This window comes from Pseudomonas sp. SB113 (genome assembly GCF_040754745.1).
Classification (GTDB): domain Bacteria; phylum Pseudomonadota; class Gammaproteobacteria; order Pseudomonadales; family Pseudomonadaceae; genus Aquipseudomonas; species Aquipseudomonas grimontii.
Genome location: NZ_JBFMHW010000012.1, coordinates 64,982 through 81,296, shown reverse-complemented (window position 1 = coordinate 81,296; position 16,315 = coordinate 64,982). Strand labels below are relative to the sequence as shown.

The window sequence follows — 16,315 nt, the reverse complement described above, 5'->3', positions numbered from 1 at the left end:
CAGGCTTTTCGCGAGCAAGCTCGCGCCTACACGGTTATGTTTGGCCGAAGGCTTGTGTCATGATGATCCGACCGCAGGTTAGTCGTCCTCTTCCTATATGAATAGATCCTCCGCGTTGCTCCTTGCTTTTGTCTTCCTCAGCGGCTGCCAGGCCTTGGCCCCCGCGTCGCCGGACGGTACGCCGCCGGTGGAAGACAGTACTCCCGCCCCTGAAAAGCCCAAGGTTTATTCCTCGTTCAGTGAAGAAACGATCTTCAGCCTGCTGAGCGCCGAACTGGCTGGCCAGCGCAATCGCTTCGATATTGCGCTGGATAACTATGTAACCCAGGCTATCAACACTCAAGACCCGGGAATTTCCGAGCGGGCGTTCCGCATTGCCGAGTATTTGGGGGCCGATCAGGCCGCGCTGGACACCTCGCTGATCTGGGCGAAGAACGCGCCGGACGATCTGGAAGCCCAGCGGGCCGCAGCCATCCAATTGGCGCGGGCCGGGCGTTATGACGACTCCATGGTCTATATGGAGAAAGTCCTGCAAGGCAAGGGCGACACCCATTTCGACTTTCTTGCGCTGTCGGCTGCCGACACCGACCAGGACACGCGCAACGGTTTGATGAAGAGTTTCGACCGCCTGCTGCAAAAACACCCGAAGAACAGCCAACTGGTATTCGGCAAGGCCCTGCTACTGCAACAGGATGATGAAGCCGAAGCCGCACTGAAGCTGCTGGAACAGAACCCGCCGGAAGAGGGCGAGATCGCGCCGATTCTTCTGCGCGCGCGCCTGCTGCAGAACCTCAATCGCGGCAAGGAAGCAATTCCACTGCTGGAAAAAAGCATCAAGAAATACCCGGACGACAAGCGCCTGCGCCTGACTTATGCACGCACGCTGGTGGAGCAGGACCGCATGGAGGACGCCAAAGTGCAGTTCGCCAACCTGCTCCAGCAATACCCGGATGACGATGAACTGCGTTACTCCCTGGCGCTGGTGTGCCTGGAAGCCAAGGCCTGGGACGAGGCCAAGGGTTATCTGGAAGAGCTGATCGAGCGTGAAAGTCATGTCGACTCGGCACACCTGAACCTGGGCCGCATCGCAGAAGAACGCAGCGACCCACAGGCCGCCCTGCTCGAATACGCACAAGTCGGCCCAGGCAACGACTACCTGCCGGCCCAACTGCGCCAGGCCGACATCCTGATGAGCAACGGTCGCACCGACGAGGCAGAAAAACGCCTGGCCGCTGCACGGGATGCGGAACCGGACTACGCGATACAGCTTTACCTGATCCAGGCCGAGACCTTGTCCGCCAATAATCAGGGTGAGCGCGCCTGGAAGGTACTGCAACAAGCCTTGCTGCAATACCCCGACGATTTGAACCTGCTGTACACCCGCGCCATGCAGGCGGAAAAACGCAATGACCTGGCGCAGATGGAAAAAGACCTGCGCCTGATCATCAAGCGCGACCCGGACAACGCCATGGCCCTGAATGCCTTGGGCTACACCTTGTCCGACCGCACCACGCGTTACGACGAAGCCAAGGTGTTGATCGAACAAGCGCACAAGCTCAACCCGGAAGACCCGGCCGTACTCGACAGCCTGGGCTGGGTGAACTATCGCCTGGGCAACCTCGACGAAGCCGAACGCTTGCTGCGCCAGGCGCTGGAGCGCTTCCCCGATCAGGAAGTCGCTGCACACCTGGGCGAGGTGCTGTGGGCCAATGGCAAGCAGCGCGAAGCCCGCCAAATCTGGGAAAAATTCCTCAAGGAACAACCCGAAAGCCCCATCCTGCGCGGCACCATCAAGCGCCTGACCGGATCCGAGACCCTTTAAGCTTATGTTCTTGCGCCACGTTGTAGTGTTCAGTCTTATCGCCCTGCTCGCCGGTTGCGCGGGCATAGGCAGCCGTGAATCCGTTGAAGGCCAGGGCAACCCGGCGCAATGGAAGCAGCACAAGGATCAGCTCGCCAGCATCGACGGCTGGCAGATCGAAGGCAAAGTGGGTGTGCGCGCGCCGAAAGACTCCGGCAGCGGCACCTTGTTCTGGCTGCAACGCCAGGACTACTACGACATTCGCTTGTCCGGCCCTTTGGGCCGTGGCGCCGCCCGCCTGACCGGTCGCCCGGGACAAGCCAGCCTCGAAGTGGCCAATCAGGGCCGCTATGAGGCCACCTCGCCCGAAACACTGCTGGAAGAGCAGATTGGCTGGAAACTGCCGGTCTCGCACCTGGTGTGGTGGGTCCGTGGCTTGCCCGCACCGGACAGCAAGAGCCGCCTGAGCCTTAACGGTGACAGCCGCCTGGCCACCCTGGAACAAGATGGCTGGCAGGTGGAGTACCTCAGCTACGTGGAACAGGGCGGCTATTGGCTGCCAGAGCGCATCAAGCTGCACGGCACCGACCTGGACGTCACGCTGGTAATCAAGGACTGGCAACCGCGCAAGCTGGGGCAATAACGTGACCGTAGAAAAACTGACCCTGCCCTCACCTGCCAAACTCAATCTGATGCTGCACATTCTCGGTCGCCGTGAAGACGGCTACCACGAGCTGCAGACACTGTTTCAATTTCTCGACTACGGCGATGAGCTCACCTTCGCCCTACGCGACGATGGTGTGATCCAACTGCACACTGAATTCGAAGGCGTGCCCCACGACAACAATCTGATCGTGAGGGCGGCCAAAAAACTTCAGGAGCAGTCCGGTTGTTCGCAGGGCATCGATATATGGATCGATAAAATTTTGCCCATGGGGGGTGGAATCGGGGGTGGCAGTTCAAATGCCGCGACCACACTGCTGGGTCTGAACCACTTGTGGCAACTGGGTTGGGACCATGATCGCCTGGCTGCGCTGGGCCTCACGCTGGGCGCCGACGTCCCGGTTTTCGTGCATGGACACGCCGCTTTTGCTGAAGGCGTGGGGGAAAAACTCACCCCGGAATACCCCGAAGAGCCTTGGTATGTCGTGCTTGTCCCGCAAGTATCTGTAAGTACAGCAGAAATTTTTTCAGATCCACTGTTGACACGTAACTCTCCTCCCATTAAAGTGCGCCCCGTTCCCAAGGGAAACAGTCGAAATGACTGCTTACCGGTTGTAGCAAGGCGTTATCCAGAGGTACGTAACGCTTTGAATTTGTTAGGTAAATTTACCGAAGCAAAATTAACCGGAACTGGAAGTTGTGTGTTTGGGGGCTTCCCAAGCAAAGCTGAAGCTGATAAAGTCTCGGCCCTTCTTACAGAGACCCTTACAGGGTTTGTAGCAAAGGGAAGCAACGTTTCGATGTTGCATCGCAAGCTGCAAAGTCTGCTCTAAAAGGAATCGAGTACTGGGTACTCGTTGCAACAGATACAGGGGCGTCGCCAAGCGGTAAGGCAGCAGGTTTTGATCCTGCCATGCGTTGGTTCGAATCCAGCCGCCCCTGCCATTTTCTAATACTCATCCAGGTTACCCTCAGCCTCTAGGTACTGCGCGTGTCCAAGATGATGGTCTTTACGGGGAACGCCAACCCCGATCTGGCTCGACGTGTCGTACGTCAGCTGCATATCCCTCTCGGTGACATCTCTGTCGGTAAGTTCTCCGACGGCGAAATTACAGCCGAGATCAATGAAAACGTCCGCGGTAAAGACGTCTTCATTATTCAGCCGACCTGCGCTCCGACCAACGATAACCTGATGGAACTCGTCGTGATGGCTGATGCCTTCCGCCGCTCCTCAGCGACTCGAATCACAGCTGTAATCCCTTACTTTGGTTATGCCCGTCAGGATCGCCGTCCGCGTTCCGCACGTGTGGCTATCAGCGCGAAAGTCGTTGCTGACATGCTGACCGTGGTAGGCATTGACCGTGTTCTCACGGTTGACCTGCACGCTGACCAAATCCAGGGGTTCTTCGATATTCCGGTAGATAACATCTACGGCTCCCCAGTATTGGTGGATGACATCGAAGACCAGCGCTTTGAAAACCTGATGATCGTGTCCCCGGACATTGGTGGCGTCGTGCGTGCACGGGCGGTTGCCAAATCCCTGGGCGTGGACCTCGGGATCATCGACAAACGCCGCGAGAAAGCCAATCACTCTGAAGTGATGCATATCATCGGTGATGTCGAAGGGCGTACCTGTATTCTGGTTGATGACATGGTCGACACCGCCGGCACCCTGTGCCACGCGGCCAAAGCCTTGAAAGAGCACGGTGCAGCTAAAGTCTTCGCCTACTGCACACACCCTGTGCTGTCGGGCCGAGCGATCGAGAACATCGAGAATTCCGTGCTGGACGAACTGGTGGTGACTAACACCATCCCGTTGTCCGCAGCAGCTCAAGCCTGTGCGCGTATCCGTCAACTGGATATCGCACCGGTAGTTGCCGAAGCGGTTCGCCGCATCAGCAACGAAGAATCGATCAGCGCGATGTTCCGCTAAGGGTCAAACCTTCGGAACACCTCACTGACGAAAAGCGCCCCGCCCCAGCATACTGTTGGGGCGGGGCTTTTTTGCCCATATCGCCTTTAGCGCTGGTCGCAAACGCTGGGGCGAATGTGGTTATTTTGGAGATACAACATGAACGATTTTACTCTGAATGCTGAAGTGCGTTCCGACCTGGGGAAAGGTGCGAGCCGCCGCCTGCGTCGTCTCGCAAGCCTGGTTCCAGCTGTAGTTTACGGTGGCGAAAAAGCCCCTGAATCCATCAGCATGCTGGCTAAAGAAGTTGCCAAACTGCTCGAAAACGATGCTGCCTACAGCCACGTTATCGAACTGAACGTTGGTGGCACCAAGCAAAACGTGATCATCAAAGCTCTGCAACGTCACCCGTCCAAGGGTCACGTTCTGCACGCTGACTTCGTACGCGTCGTAGCCGGCCAGAAACTGACCGCTATCGTGCCTGTGCACTTTGTTGGTGAAGAAGCTCCGATCAAGAAAGGCGGCGAGATCTCTCACGTCCTGAACGAAATCGAAGTGACTTGCCTGCCGAAAGATCTGCCTGAGTTCATCGAAGTCGACCTGTCGGCTCTGGAAATCGGCACAATCATCCACCTGTCCGACCTCAAGGCCCCTAAAGGCGTTGAGTTTGTCGCACTGGCTCACGGTGATGACAAAGCTGTTGCAAACGTACACGCTCCACGCGTTGCTCCAGAAGCTGAAGAAGGCGCTGCAGAGTAATTCACTCTGTATTGCCGGAGCTTGAGGAAACATCGCGGACCGAAACGTAGCGAGAAAGCGGGCGATAACGCGAAGTTTATCTCTGGATAAGTTAGCTCCTGTCGTCCACTTTCGCCGCACTCAGGTCAGGCGATGTTATCCACAACTCCAAAGGAAGGGCCCCTGTCGTGACTGCCATTAAACTGATCGTTGGCCTGGGAAATCCAGGCGCCGAATACGAACAGACCCGGCATAACGCGGGGGCCCTTTTTGTTGAGCGCATCGCCCACGCCCAAGGTGTAAACCTGGTGGCCGATCGCAAATATTTTGGCCTGACCGGACGCTTCTCGCATCAGGGTCAGGATGTTCGTCTGTTGATTCCCACCACCTACATGAACCGCAGCGGCCAGGCTGTCGCGGCGCTTGCGGGCTTCTTCAGGATCAAACCCGAAGAAATCCTGGTGGCCCATGACGAACTGGACCTGCCACCCGGCGTTGCCAAGCTCAAGCTCGGCGGCGGGCATGGCGGGCACAATGGCCTGCGCGACATCATCGCGCAGTTGGGCAATCAGAATAATTTTTACCGCCTGCGGCTCGGCATTGGCCACCCAGGTGTCGCCAGTATGGTTTCAAATTTCGTCCTGGGTCGTGCGCCACGCGCCGAACAGGAAAAACTCGATGCCAGCATCGACTTTGCCCTCGGCGTGCTGCCGGATATCTTCGCCGGTGAATGGAACCGCGCGATGAAAAACCTGCACAGCCAGAAGGCCTGACTTTTTTCCGAGGGGAAACACCATGGGATTCAATTGCGGCATCGTCGGCCTGCCCAACGTCGGCAAATCCACCTTGTTCAACGCTTTGACCAAGTCCGGTATTGCGGCGGAGAACTTCCCCTTCTGCACCATCGAACCCAACAGCGGTATCGTGCCGATGCCGGATCCGCGCCTGGATGCACTGTCAGCCATCGTCAATCCCAAGCGCGTCCTGCCGACCACCATGGAATTCGTCGACATCGCAGGCCTGGTGGCCGGCGCGTCGAAAGGTGAAGGCCTGGGCAACAAGTTCCTGGCCAACATCCGCGAAACCGATGCCATCGCCCACGTGGTCCGCTGCTTTGAAGACGAGAACGTGATTCACGTCTCCAACAGCGTCGACCCGAAACGCGACATCGAGATCATCGACCTGGAACTGATCTTCGCCGACCTCGACAGCTGTGAGAAACAACTGCAGAAAGTCGCGCGCAACGCCAAGGGTGGCGACAAGGACGCAGTGGTCCAGAAAGGCCTGCTGGAACAGTTGATCGCCCACTTCACCCTGGGCAAGCCGGCACGCAGCCTGATGAAGACCATGGGCGCTGACGAGAAGGCCGTGGTCAAGGGCTTCCACCTGCTGACCACCAAGCCTGTGATGTACATCGCCAACGTTGCCGAAGACGGTTTCGAGAACAACCCGTTGCTCGATGTCGTCAAGGCCATCGCCGACGAAGAAGGCGCCATCGTGGTTCCGGTGTGCAACAAGATCGAAGCGGAAATCGCCGAGCTTGATGACGGCGAAGAAAAAGACATGTTCCTTGAGGCCCTGGGCCTGGAAGAGCCTGGACTGAACCGCGTGATCCGCGCCGGTTATGAAATGCTCAACCTGCAGACTTACTTCACCGCCGGTGTCGAAGAAGTCCGTGCCTGGACTGTCAAGGTCGGTGCCACAGCGCCACAAGCCGCTGGCGTGATCCACACCGACTTCGAAAAAGGCTTTATCCGTGCCGAGGTGATCGCCTACAACGACTTCATCCAGTACAAGGGTGAAGCCGGTGCCAAGGAAGCCGGTAAGTGGCGCCTGGAAGGTAAGGAATATATCGTCAAGGATGGCGATGTGATGCACTTCCGCTTTAACGTGTAAGTATCACTTGCAACACCCTAAGTAATCAAAAAGCCGATGCACTGCATCGGCTTTTTTGCGGGCGGCAACTTAAATAATAATCCAAAAAAAACCATCAAAGCTGCACCCCCATTCAGACTATTCTTATTTACTTAATCGCATTCAAGCTCAAAAAAATATGTAATTCCATATCGTTAAACGACAGTCATGCTCTCACACCATTTTGGTACTTATCCTGCATCAAGAAAGCATGACAACTTTTATATTCTGCGCTCTACTTGACTGGCGCTCAAACACTGCGCTTTTAAACAGTGAAGCAATAGTGAACATGGAGTACCAGTCGATGTCGGCCTCCGTCCATACGGATAGTAAAACAGACGTCTCACTCATCGAAGGCCATGAGATAGAAAACACGCTTAACAGCACTGCAACCCTCAACGTTGACATTTTATTACTGGGTGAGACCGGCACCGGTAAAGATACGTTGGCGCAACGAATTCATCGTTTATCGGGACGCAGAGGCAACTTTGTCGCCGTTAACTGCGCCGCTATTCCAGAAAGTCTGGCCGAAAGCCAGTTGTTCGGTGTCAACAGCGGTGCCTATACCGGGGCGATGCAATCACGGGCCGGCTTTGTCGAAGCTGCCCACCTGGGCACCCTGTACCTCGACGAGATCGACAGCATGCCCTTGAGCCTGCAGGCCAAACTATTACGCGTACTAGAGTCGCGTGGCGTAGAGCGCTTGGGCTCGACCCGCTTCATTTCCGTGGATATGCGCGTCATAGCGTCGGCCCAGCAGTCGCTGCACATCATGGTCGAGCAAGGCGCTTTCCGGCGCGATCTTTACTTCCGCCTGAACGTGGTCAGCATGCAACTCCCGACCTTGCGGGATCGACGCGAGCGCATCATCCCGCTTTTCAAGGAGATGGTTCAGCAGGAGGCCGAACAATTCAACTGCACTGCACCGCCTCCTTCTGGCGGACTGTTGCAACAGCTGCTGTGCCACCCATGGCTGGGCAATGTCCGGGAGCTGCGTTCGACCGCCAAACGCTTCGTGCTGGGACTGCCACCACTCTCAACCATCGTAGGCAGCCAACCACCGCACCCCATGAGCCTGAAAACACGCTTGCAGCAAATTGAAAAAGCCTTGATCGAAGAATCACTGCGCCGCAACCAGCACTGCGTGGATACCGTGGCAAGTGAGCTGGGCATCGCCAAGCGTACGCTGTACTACAGGCTGAAACAGCTTGAAATACCGTTGGACTGATGAATATCCATGACACTAACGCTGTCACATTAAGCGACAAGTTAAGTGGGCATTCGAAGACAGACCCGCTTGAACCATGGAACTTCAACTTAAGACCCGACCACTTAAATCACGATCGACGTACGTCGGCTCATTCAGCGTCACACACGAAATTTTAAGCCATCAACCTTAAATCAAATCAGAATCGAGGTCACTCCATTATGTTAGGTCCTATAGTCGGCGCTTTGGGAAGTCTGTTTGGCGGTGCAACTACCGCCATGTCCGATAAGTTACACGAAGCCAAAATGCGCGAGCTTGGCGAAGAAAAAAAGGAGCAACAGCTTCAACTGGCACGAGAAGGTGCTCGAGCCGAATTTCTCACCGGTGTAAAAAATAACGTAAACAAAGTACAGTTCTGACTCATGTACCGCCATCGCCAATGCCCATTGGCGATGGCTGTCACTGGGCAAATTTTTTTACTGTATTTCAGGGTGAATTACATGCAGATCGGAACAGACGTTTTTTCAGATGCGGCACTGAGGTCGCGCAAAAACGAAACATCCACTCCAGTCCATCAGACCACCGATGTCGATTTCTTTGCATCCCAACTGAACAACCCTGCACCACCCAGAAACATCACGACATCACCCATTGACATGCCATTGTTGGCTGATCGTTCCACACGACAGGGCAAATTGTTGGACGGTATAAACAAGGGCATGCGCGACTTGAGCCTGAGTAAAAACACCAAGGAGACACGGGAACTTACCAGGTTCCTGTCCGAATCCCATCAGCAACTTGCCGTGTCGGTCAAGATCATCAACAAGTGCGTGCAACTCATTGAGAAGACCTCCAACCTTCAGTAGATCAAACATGTACAGGCGTCTAACCAGCACCCTACTTTTATCGTCGGCATTAATGCTGGGCGGCTGCGGTGAAAGTGTTGAACTCCATCGCCAGCTGTCCGAGCAAGAGGCCAATGAAGTCATTGCCGAACTGGCCGATAAACATATTCGCGCACAAAAGGTACCGGCAAAGGATGGAGTGACTGTCCGCATCAGGGAGCAAGACATCAGCCGTGCCGTACGCACGCTCGAGGCCGTGGGCCTGCCAAAGATGGCCCGCTCCACGCTGGGAGATATATTTCGTAAGGAGGGCGTGATTTCCACACCGCTGGAGGAACGCGCCCGTTACATTCATGCGCTGTCTCAGGAACTGGAAGCGACCTTGTCGAACATCGACGGGGTGATTGTTGCTCGCGTGCACGTCGTACTCCCCGAACGCGTGGCACCGGGCGAGCCGGTGCAGCCAGCCGCCGCATCAGTGTTCATCAAACATGACCCGCGTCTGGACCCTGACAATATCACCGCCAGAGTACGCCGCCTTGTGACCAGCAGTATCCCCGGAATGAGCACGGCAGGGGACAACACGCAAAAACTTACCGTCGTCTTTGTGCCGTCGGTGGCTTACCTGGAACAACAAAGGCTCGTCTATTTCGGCCCTTTTCTAATAGCAGAAGACGATCTTGGGTTCTGGCGCACCAGCGTTGCCGCGCCGCTGATCGCCGCCGTATTGGGAGGTATTGCCTGGATATCCTGGCGTAGGCGCCAACAACCTACCCGTCCAGCGGGGCCCGATCGCCCAAATGCCCATGAGTGAAGAGTTGGCCTGGGCACATTGGTGGGCGTGCCCGTGGGAACAGGCTCATTCCGACTGGCTAACGACCCCAGCCTTAACCCTATCCACAGCGCTCGCGCGTCACCATCACGCACGGTTGAGCGCATTGTTCCAGATTGAACCTTGCCTACCACCGCCGCCCGCGCCTGCCCTGCTACAGCTGGCTCAGGCTAATGCTGCCCAACGGGACCTCACCCTCATGCTGGTCAATGGTGTCTGCCACCCACGCCAGGAAACCCTCCTGGACGACGAGCAAAACCTCTGGTGCCAACGCTTGATCAAAGCGCTGTCACCTCACCCGATTTCGGTGGACACCGATGCGCCACTGCACTACCTGCGCGCCTGGGTTGAACCCGCTGTCTGGCAACGGCTGCGGTTGGGATTTTCCCGTTGCCAGGTACTTGAGCTGGATCAACACCCCAGGTTGCTCGACAGTAGCGGCCGCATGAATACCCTGTGGCAAGCAGCCATATGGCGCGCGATCTCGACAACGAACAACGACCCTGAGCGTGTCCCTCTACGAGAAAACTGACCATGTTTTGTGTCCGCAAGATCGAGTTGAACGCAAGCGCCCCCAACTTACCCATTACTCTCATTCCCAAAGAGACGCTCGCTGATTTGGCCCAGGCCGGTCATTTGCTTGAAAACGCCGAGGCGCAAGCACAGGCGCTTATTCTTCAGGCCGAGGTCCAATGTAAGAAGATGCTGGAACAAGCATCCGTGGAGTTTTGGCAGCGAGCCAATGCCCAATTACTGCGCTGGGACCTGGAGCGCCAAGCCATGAGTGACAACGTAGAGCACATCGCGGCGTCCATAACCCAGGCAGCCGTTCGCACCCTTCTCGATGAGGCAACACCCGCTCAACGTATCACCGTCCTGCTCAAACACCTGCTCACCAGCCAAGTGCCTGCGGTCAAAGGATGCTTGCTGTGTAACCCGCAAGACCGGACGGCGGTAGAGCACTGGCTCCACCAGCACAGTTACGTGCCCTGGGCGTTGCGTTGCAAGGACGAGGTCACCGCCCTGGCCCTGATCCTGGAAACCGACGAAGGCGACTTCCATATCGACTGGCAGAGCACACTCGGCACGTTGCTCCCAACCCCGCCCTCATAACGGTTTTGTTCGTCAAGTGGCTGTTTTCTATTTTTCGATAAAAGCGCAGTTGCGGGAACCCGTTACAAAACCGTCGCCACACAAGAGGAATCAATCACTGGAACTGGAGACACCTACCGATGACTTTTGACCCTCGCCTGCAAGGAAGGCTCTACAGCCAACTGGACAGGACCGTAAAACACTTCGAACAGAACCATGCAGACTCTCAAAACCACGAAGAGGCCATGAGCGCTTTATTCGAAGAAAAGCTCAAGCTCTCTTCCGGCATGACTGCCACTTCGACCCTCACACACTTTCTGAACGAAAGAGTCAAAGTGGTCATCAATGGGATTCAGTGACTGGCACGAGCAAATAGCCGGCTGTTCAAGCGGATGTGATCAACTCACCACGCTGTTTGAAACAGACGACGAAATCAATGTCCAGTCCAGCGCGCAGGATGTGTTGCTGCGCGTCCAGTTGACCCGCTCCCCCCCTGATATACGCACATTGCACACTTGGCTGCGTCTGGGCCAGTCAAGCCTTGAGCACTACCAGGGCGCGCTGGCGCAAGCGCCCGCAAGCGGGCAACTGTGGCTGCTCCAACGCCTGCCAGGCCAGTGCAGCCAGCCAACCGTGCTCGCCGCCCTGGAGAGCTTGCTCAACCAACGTGATACCTGGCGCAGCGTATCCGCGCGCCTCACCACGACTGTGCCCCCGCGCAGCATTAAATCGTTGCGGACGCTGACGCACTGAATTCGAGAATTCGCCATGAATAACAACATCTACACACGCACCGGCTTGTGCTGTCTGCTGGCCCTACCTTTTTTGCTGGCGCCGCTGCCAAAGGCTTGGGCAGCCATCCCCGCCGAATGGAAAAACACGGCCTTTGCCTATGAAGCCGAAAATAAGTCCCTGCGCGAAGTGCTCGAAGACTTCGCCCATACCTTTGGTACCCAACTACAAATCGAAGGCCTACTGGAGGGCAGCGTCAAAGGCAAGATACGCGCCAATACCCCGCAGTCATTGCTCGACAGGCTGGGGGTAGAACACCGTTTCCAGTGGTACCTGTACAGCAACACCCTCTATATCAGCACCCTGGACCAGCAAGAATCGGCGCGCCTGGAAGTCTCTTCCGAGACGATTGCCGACCTTAAGCATGCTCTCACCGATATTGGCCTGCTCGATAGCCGCTTCGGTTGGGGTGAGTTGCCCGAGGACGGTGTTGTGCTCGTTTCGGGCCCTCGACACTATATCGAACAGATCAAAAAGTTCAGCAGCCAGCGCCGCTCATTGGATGAAAAACAGAGTGTGCTGAGTTTCCCGCTTAAGTTCGCCAATGCAACGGACCGCCAAGTGGATTATCGCGGCGAGAAGCTCACGATTCCGGGTGTGGCCAGCATTCTACAAGGGTTGCTGGAGCCGCGCGCCAACTCGACCCTCGACAGGCTGAACCAACGCTCCACGTCAAATCCCGCGCCCCTCATGCCGCCCTCCTCCCGATTGAACACCCCTTTACTGGGGCAGATGCTGGGTGCAAACGCTAACGCCGGGCAGATGGACGCGCCTCACACAATCACCCCGCGAGCTCCGACCTCGACCAACAGGATTCGCGTCGAAGCCGATGTGCGCAATAACGCTGTACTGATCTATGACCTGCCGGACCGTCAGGCCATGTACCGCGACCTGATCACTCAACTCGATGTCGCGCGCAAGCTGGTGGAAATCGACGCGATCATTCTCGATATCGAGCGCACGCAATTGCGCGAGTTTGGGGTGAATTGGGGGTTTCAAAACAGCCGGTTCCGCGGCGGCGTCAATATGGCACCGGGTACCTCGTCGCAGGTATCGATTGAAAACCGCGAGCGTTTCTACGCGGATATACGCGCACTGGAAGCGCAGGGACTCGCGAGCATGGTCTCCAACCCCTCCGTACTCACGCTGGAAAACCAACCGGCAGTCATCGACTTCAATCGCACCCAATACCTGACGCCCGGCCGGGAAAATGCAACGATTTTACCGGTCACCGTGGGCACCAGTTTCCAGGTTGTCCCCCGTGTCATCACCAGCCGTGGCAGCCATCAGATTCATCTGGCGGTGGATATTGAGGATGGCAACTTCGACGAAACCAACCTCACCCCCGGCAATCTTGATGTACGCCGGGGCAAGGTCAGCACGCAGGCGGTCATGGCGGAAAAGCGTTCGCTGGTGGTCGGTGGTTTTCACGTCACCGAAAGCAGCGACAAGCGCAATAAAGTGCCGCTGCTGGGCGATATCCCGCTGCTTGGCAATATGCTTTTCTCCTCGACCGAACGGCAGAACAATCGGCGTGAACGCCTGTTCATCCTCACCCCGCGCGTCATTGGTGATCAAGCAGACCCATCACGCTACCTGCCCCAAGCCGAACAGGCCGAATTGCAGGCGGCCCTCGCACCATTGGCGCGGCGCTTTAGCGCTCACGAACCCGAGATCAAGCGCAGCAATATCATCAGTACCCTGGCGCACCTGGTCAGCGGGCAAGTGCCCAAGGCCTTCAAGGAGGCGCCGATACCTCTGGGGCTGGACACATTGTGCAGTACCCGCGACTTGCTCACGCTGAACACCGAGCGCAGCCAATGGTATGCGGGCCCTGAGTTCAACGTGGCAGTGGTGGTACTGCGCAACAACTTCAACCGCCACGTGCGTATCGATGAAAAGGAATGCAGCAACTCGCAGACCCTGGCCGTCAGCGTGTGGCCGCGTGCCTGGCTCAAGCCGGGTGAAGAAGCCGAGGTATTTATCGCCATGCGCCCGGTGGTGAAGGATGAACACCTCAGCGTGCCCCGTCCCTCCTTGATTACTCCAACTCAGAAGGCCACGCCATGAAACACCGCTTACTGTGCGTCACCCTGATCGGTACGGCACTGCTCGTCGCCGGCTGCACGCCTACCTGCAAGGGCGACTCCTGCTCACGCCCTCAATCGAGTAAGGACAAAATGGTGATCTGGTGGCCACCGCAGATGCGCGCCGAGCCTGGCCCATCCGGGGAACGGGCAGACTACCAGACTATATCGCTGGAACGATGAGCCGCCAGGAAATGCCCGACAATCAACGCCAGGTATTTCTGGACAATCTGGTGAGTGGCGCTGCCGCTCACCTGACACTCGCCCCTGGTATCAAGGCCTGTGCACTGCACGCCGGCAAGCGTCCGGGCCTGGCCTTGCACATCGCGCGTGAAGCGTTGCAAGCCGGGCAATTGCGGCGGGTGTTGGAACGACGCTTTGAGCTGGCCGTGCTATTCGACGGCTGTTTTATCTACCTCGACGCTCAGAATGCCCTGGTGATCTGGCACGCGCTGTCGGCATCGCACGAAGCGCTCGACAGAACCCTCAGCCGGATGCTGTCGCTGGCCAATCTCGAAGCCCTGGACGCACGCGCCAGCTGTTGATCAGCGCCGCTCCAACTCCGGCAACTCCAGAGTCTCGCGCTTGGCCTCATCATCGAGCTCACGCAAGGTGCGGTAGATCAGCGCCACAGCCTGCAGGGTTTCGCGAGGAATGCTTGTGCCCAACGCTTTGGTATAGAGCAAGCGGGCCAGCCACACGCATTGGATGACCGGCACCTCGGCGGCCTTCGCCTGCGCAATCAACTGGCGGGCGTCGTCGTCCGTGCCTTTGCTGACCAGCAGCGGAAGCGGCGTCTCGCCGGGGCGGTAATACAGGGCGACAGCAAAGTGGGTCGGGTTGACCACCAGCATATCGGCCTCCTCCAGCTTGCGCAGTTTGACCTTCGGTTCTTCCTGGGCCAACTGATGCGCCAACGCGCGGCGCTGGCCCTTCACATGCGGGTCGCCCTCCATGTCCTTGTACTCTTTGACGAGTTCAACCTGGGTCATGCGCATGCGCTTGGCGAAGAAGTGCTTCTGCAACGTAAAGTCGATGAGGGCCAGTACCAGTAATAACCCAAGACAGGCATGCAGCAGGTAGCGGAACAGCGCAATCAACGCCTGGAGGTAACTTTGCAGATCGCTGTTTGCCAGGTTGATCAACGTCTCAAGAAAGGGCCAGACCACTACGTACACAATCAGCCCCAAGAGAAACGCTTTGGCGATGCTCATCAACAGGTTCATCAGCGACTGGGCAGAAAAAAATTGCTTAAGTTGGCTGACCGGGTTGAGGCGATTGAAATCGAGTTTCAGTGTCTCGGGGGCAAACAGCAATCCGAACTGCATCCAACTGGCGATCAGTTTCGTGGCAATCGTCACACCGGCCATCAGCAGGCCGAATGAGAAAAACACCACTAACCCTTCAAACAGTACTTCTTCCAGAGCCCGCACAAAGGGCTGGTTCAGGCGTGAGATCGGCAGCACCATCAATTGCTGGAAGCGTTGCAAGCTGGTATCGGCGGTGAACAAGGCGATCTCACTGATGGCTGTCAGCACCAGTAACTTGGCCACATCCTGACTTTGAGCGACCTGGCCTTTCTTGCGCTGGTCACGCAGCTTCTTGGCTGACGCCGGGTGCTTTTTTTCCCCCGAGTCACTCATGGCATCGGGGCCTTGAATAAAAGACCCAGCGAATGCTTCAGGTCACTCAACTGACCCATACGACCAACGATCAGGTCCTGCAGCAGCGCAAAGTACAACAGCAGAATACCGATCCCTGCCAGGCACTTGACCGGTGGCGCCAACGTACTCACCTGCAGCTGCTGACTGTAGACCCCCAACAGAGCGATGCCGAACTCCAGCAACAGCAGCACCGCGATAAAGGGCGCAGCGTAGAGCATCATATGCGTGAAGGTGTCGCCAAGCAGGCCGAGAAATACGCTCATGCCATTAGGCGCCGGGAGTGGAAACCACACGGTGGGCGGCCAGATCAGGTAACTGTCCCAGATCACCTGGGTCAACGCGCCTAACCCCAGAGTGGCCATCAACAGAAAAATCGCCAGTTGCTTGAACATATGCCCAATCGGCGTCGCATCCGGCCCCAGCGAAGGGTTGAGCTGACCTCCGGCCAAGGCTCCACGCTGGTTATCCAGCAGCGCGCCCACCGATTCGAACAGCCAGAACGGCATCGCCAACAACACGCCCAGCAGCAACCCCAATGCCACCTCCTTGAGTATCAGCGCACCGAGTATCAGCGCGGAGTAGTCCTGGCCCTCCAACGCCGCATGAATGCCCGGCGCGGGCATCAGTGCCATGACCATCACAAGGACGTGCCTGGGCATGCCACGTATATGCTGGAAACAGAACGCCGCCACCAGGATCCCACAGGGGTAGATACGCGCCATGCCGATAACCAGGCTTGGCAGGTAGTCGAGATAAAGCAGCACAGGC

The 16,315-nt window shown here is 57.0% G+C and carries 20 protein-coding genes and 1 tRNA gene; 19 read left to right on the top strand and 2 right to left on the bottom strand.

Annotated elements, in window-relative coordinates:
* The first annotated feature begins 97 nt into the window (after window positions 1-97).
* From AB1462_RS17300 to AB1462_RS17210, 19 genes are all read left to right on the top strand, one after another.
* The gene (locus AB1462_RS17300) at window positions 98-1,822 is read left to right on the top strand and encodes a tetratricopeptide repeat protein (protein ID WP_090409642.1); all 1,725 of its coding nucleotides are present in this window, start codon (window positions 98-100) and stop codon (window positions 1,820-1,822) included.
* Between the two features lie 4 nt (window positions 1,823-1,826).
* Complete coding sequence (lolB, locus tag AB1462_RS17295; RefSeq protein WP_367247451.1) at window positions 1,827-2,444, top strand: lipoprotein insertase outer membrane protein LolB; 618 nt, start codon at window positions 1,827-1,829, stop codon at window positions 2,442-2,444.
* A gap of 49 nt (window positions 2,445-2,493) precedes the next feature.
* A complete protein-coding gene (gene ispE, locus AB1462_RS17290; protein ID WP_259192642.1) occupies window positions 2,494-3,297 on the top strand; it encodes a 4-(cytidine 5'-diphospho)-2-C-methyl-D-erythritol kinase in 804 nt (267 codons plus the stop codon).
* Window positions 3,298-3,334: 37 nt separating this feature from the next.
* Window positions 3,335-3,409: transfer RNA gene (locus AB1462_RS17285), tRNA-Gln, on the top strand.
* A 46-nt stretch (window positions 3,410-3,455) separates the two neighbouring features.
* Window positions 3,456-4,397, top strand: coding sequence for a ribose-phosphate pyrophosphokinase (locus AB1462_RS17280; RefSeq protein WP_003171603.1), 942 nt, complete (start codon window positions 3,456-3,458; stop codon window positions 4,395-4,397).
* A 138-nt stretch (window positions 4,398-4,535) separates the two neighbouring features.
* Entirely contained in the window at window positions 4,536-5,135 is a 600-nt protein-coding gene (locus AB1462_RS17275; RefSeq protein WP_090409647.1) for a 50S ribosomal protein L25/general stress protein Ctc, read from the top strand.
* 167 nt (window positions 5,136-5,302) lie between these two features.
* Window positions 5,303-5,887, top strand: a complete 585-nt coding sequence (gene pth / locus AB1462_RS17270; protein ID WP_010213318.1) for an aminoacyl-tRNA hydrolase — start codon at window positions 5,303-5,305, stop codon at window positions 5,885-5,887.
* A gap of 22 nt (window positions 5,888-5,909) precedes the next feature.
* Complete coding sequence (ychF, locus tag AB1462_RS17265; RefSeq protein WP_090409649.1) at window positions 5,910-7,010, top strand: redox-regulated ATPase YchF; 1,101 nt, start codon at window positions 5,910-5,912, stop codon at window positions 7,008-7,010.
* Between the two features lie 322 nt (window positions 7,011-7,332).
* Window positions 7,333-8,256, top strand: a complete 924-nt coding sequence (locus AB1462_RS17260; protein WP_090409651.1) for a sigma 54-interacting transcriptional regulator — start codon at window positions 7,333-7,335, stop codon at window positions 8,254-8,256.
* Between the two features lie 257 nt (window positions 8,257-8,513).
* Window positions 8,514-8,654 carry a hypothetical protein gene (locus AB1462_RS17255; RefSeq protein ID WP_367247449.1) on the top strand — a complete coding sequence of 47 codons (141 nt, stop codon included), beginning with the start codon at window positions 8,514-8,516 and terminating at the stop codon, window positions 8,652-8,654.
* Window positions 8,655-8,735: 81 nt separating this feature from the next.
* Window positions 8,736-9,101, top strand: coding sequence for a hypothetical protein (locus tag AB1462_RS17250; protein ID WP_315337445.1), 366 nt, complete (start codon window positions 8,736-8,738; stop codon window positions 9,099-9,101).
* Window positions 9,102-9,108: 7 nt separating this feature from the next.
* Window positions 9,109-9,894 (top strand): type III secretion system inner membrane ring lipoprotein SctJ, encoded by a 786-nt coding sequence (gene sctJ, locus AB1462_RS17245; protein ID WP_090409656.1) that lies wholly within the window; start codon window positions 9,109-9,111, stop codon window positions 9,892-9,894.
* A 217-nt stretch (window positions 9,895-10,111) separates the two neighbouring features.
* Window positions 10,112-10,444: a type III secretion protein gene (locus AB1462_RS17240; RefSeq protein ID WP_315337443.1), complete on the top strand. Its 333-nt coding sequence runs from the start codon at window positions 10,112-10,114 to the stop codon at window positions 10,442-10,444.
* 2 nt (window positions 10,445-10,446) lie between these two features.
* Window positions 10,447-11,025, top strand: coding sequence for a type III secretion system stator protein SctL (sctL, locus tag AB1462_RS17235; RefSeq protein WP_367247447.1), 579 nt, complete (start codon window positions 10,447-10,449; stop codon window positions 11,023-11,025).
* Between the two features lie 119 nt (window positions 11,026-11,144).
* Window positions 11,145-11,363: a hypothetical protein gene (locus AB1462_RS17230; RefSeq protein WP_367247446.1), complete on the top strand. Its 219-nt coding sequence runs from the start codon at window positions 11,145-11,147 to the stop codon at window positions 11,361-11,363.
* A complete protein-coding gene (locus AB1462_RS17225) occupies window positions 11,350-11,757 on the top strand; it encodes a CesT family type III secretion system chaperone (RefSeq protein WP_090409662.1) in 408 nt (135 codons plus the stop codon). Before AB1462_RS17230 ends, AB1462_RS17225 begins: the two co-directional genes overlap by 14 nt.
* Window positions 11,758-11,772: 15 nt before the next feature.
* A complete protein-coding gene (sctC, locus tag AB1462_RS17220) occupies window positions 11,773-13,866 on the top strand; it encodes a type III secretion system outer membrane ring subunit SctC (protein ID WP_367247445.1) in 2,094 nt (697 codons plus the stop codon).
* Complete coding sequence (gene hrpT, locus AB1462_RS17215; protein WP_090409665.1) at window positions 13,863-14,066, top strand: HrpT family type III secretion system protein; 204 nt, start codon at window positions 13,863-13,865, stop codon at window positions 14,064-14,066. Before sctC ends, hrpT begins: the two co-directional genes overlap by 4 nt.
* Window positions 14,067-14,077: 11 nt before the next feature.
* Window positions 14,078-14,428, top strand: coding sequence for a transcriptional regulator (locus tag AB1462_RS17210; protein ID WP_090410152.1), 351 nt, complete (start codon window positions 14,078-14,080; stop codon window positions 14,426-14,428).
* On the opposite strand, the gene sctU is transcribed toward AB1462_RS17210, so the two are convergent.
* On the bottom strand, window positions 14,429-15,526 hold the full coding sequence (sctU, locus tag AB1462_RS17205; protein ID WP_367247444.1) for a type III secretion system export apparatus subunit SctU: 1,098 nt from the start codon (window positions 15,524-15,526) through the stop codon (window positions 14,429-14,431).
* Complete coding sequence (gene sctT / locus AB1462_RS17200; protein WP_090409669.1) at window positions 15,523-16,311, bottom strand: type III secretion system export apparatus subunit SctT; 789 nt, start codon at window positions 16,309-16,311, stop codon at window positions 15,523-15,525. The genes sctU and sctT overlap by 4 nt, the downstream gene beginning before the upstream one ends.
* Between the last annotated feature and the right edge of the window lie 4 nt (window positions 16,312-16,315).

Bases quoted from the DNA above. Each gene is read 5' to 3' on its own strand.
- ispE (WP_259192642.1), top strand. From the start codon at position 2,494: ATGCTGCACATTCTCGGTCGCCGTGAAGACGGCTACCACGAGCTGCAG.
- sctJ (WP_090409656.1), top strand. From the start codon at position 9,109: ATGTACAGGCGTCTAACCAGCACCCTACTTTTATCGTCGGCATTAATG.
- lolB (WP_367247451.1), top strand. From the start codon at position 1,827: ATGTTCTTGCGCCACGTTGTAGTGTTCAGTCTTATCGCCCTGCTCGCC.
- AB1462_RS17300 (WP_090409642.1), top strand. From the start codon at position 98: ATGAATAGATCCTCCGCGTTGCTCCTTGCTTTTGTCTTCCTCAGCGGC.
- AB1462_RS17230 (WP_367247446.1), top strand. From the start codon at position 11,145: ATGACTTTTGACCCTCGCCTGCAAGGAAGGCTCTACAGCCAACTGGAC.
- sctC (WP_367247445.1), top strand. From the start codon at position 11,773: ATGAATAACAACATCTACACACGCACCGGCTTGTGCTGTCTGCTGGCC.
- AB1462_RS17210 (WP_090410152.1), top strand. From the start codon at position 14,078: ATGCCCGACAATCAACGCCAGGTATTTCTGGACAATCTGGTGAGTGGC.
- AB1462_RS17240 (WP_315337443.1), top strand. From the start codon at position 10,112: ATGCTGGTCAATGGTGTCTGCCACCCACGCCAGGAAACCCTCCTGGAC.
- AB1462_RS17250 (WP_315337445.1), top strand. From the start codon at position 8,736: ATGCAGATCGGAACAGACGTTTTTTCAGATGCGGCACTGAGGTCGCGC.
- AB1462_RS17275 (WP_090409647.1), top strand. From the start codon at position 4,536: ATGAACGATTTTACTCTGAATGCTGAAGTGCGTTCCGACCTGGGGAAA.
- ychF (WP_090409649.1), top strand. From the start codon at position 5,910: ATGGGATTCAATTGCGGCATCGTCGGCCTGCCCAACGTCGGCAAATCC.
- AB1462_RS17255 (WP_367247449.1), top strand. From the start codon at position 8,514: ATGTCCGATAAGTTACACGAAGCCAAAATGCGCGAGCTTGGCGAAGAA.
- sctL (WP_367247447.1), top strand. From the start codon at position 10,447: ATGTTTTGTGTCCGCAAGATCGAGTTGAACGCAAGCGCCCCCAACTTA.
- AB1462_RS17260 (WP_090409651.1), top strand. From the start codon at position 7,333: ATGTCGGCCTCCGTCCATACGGATAGTAAAACAGACGTCTCACTCATC.
- AB1462_RS17225 (WP_090409662.1), top strand. From the start codon at position 11,350: ATGGGATTCAGTGACTGGCACGAGCAAATAGCCGGCTGTTCAAGCGGA.
- sctU (WP_367247444.1), bottom strand. From the start codon at position 15,526: ATGAGTGACTCGGGGGAAAAAAAGCACCCGGCGTCAGCCAAGAAGCTG.
- hrpT (WP_090409665.1), top strand. From the start codon at position 13,863: ATGAAACACCGCTTACTGTGCGTCACCCTGATCGGTACGGCACTGCTC.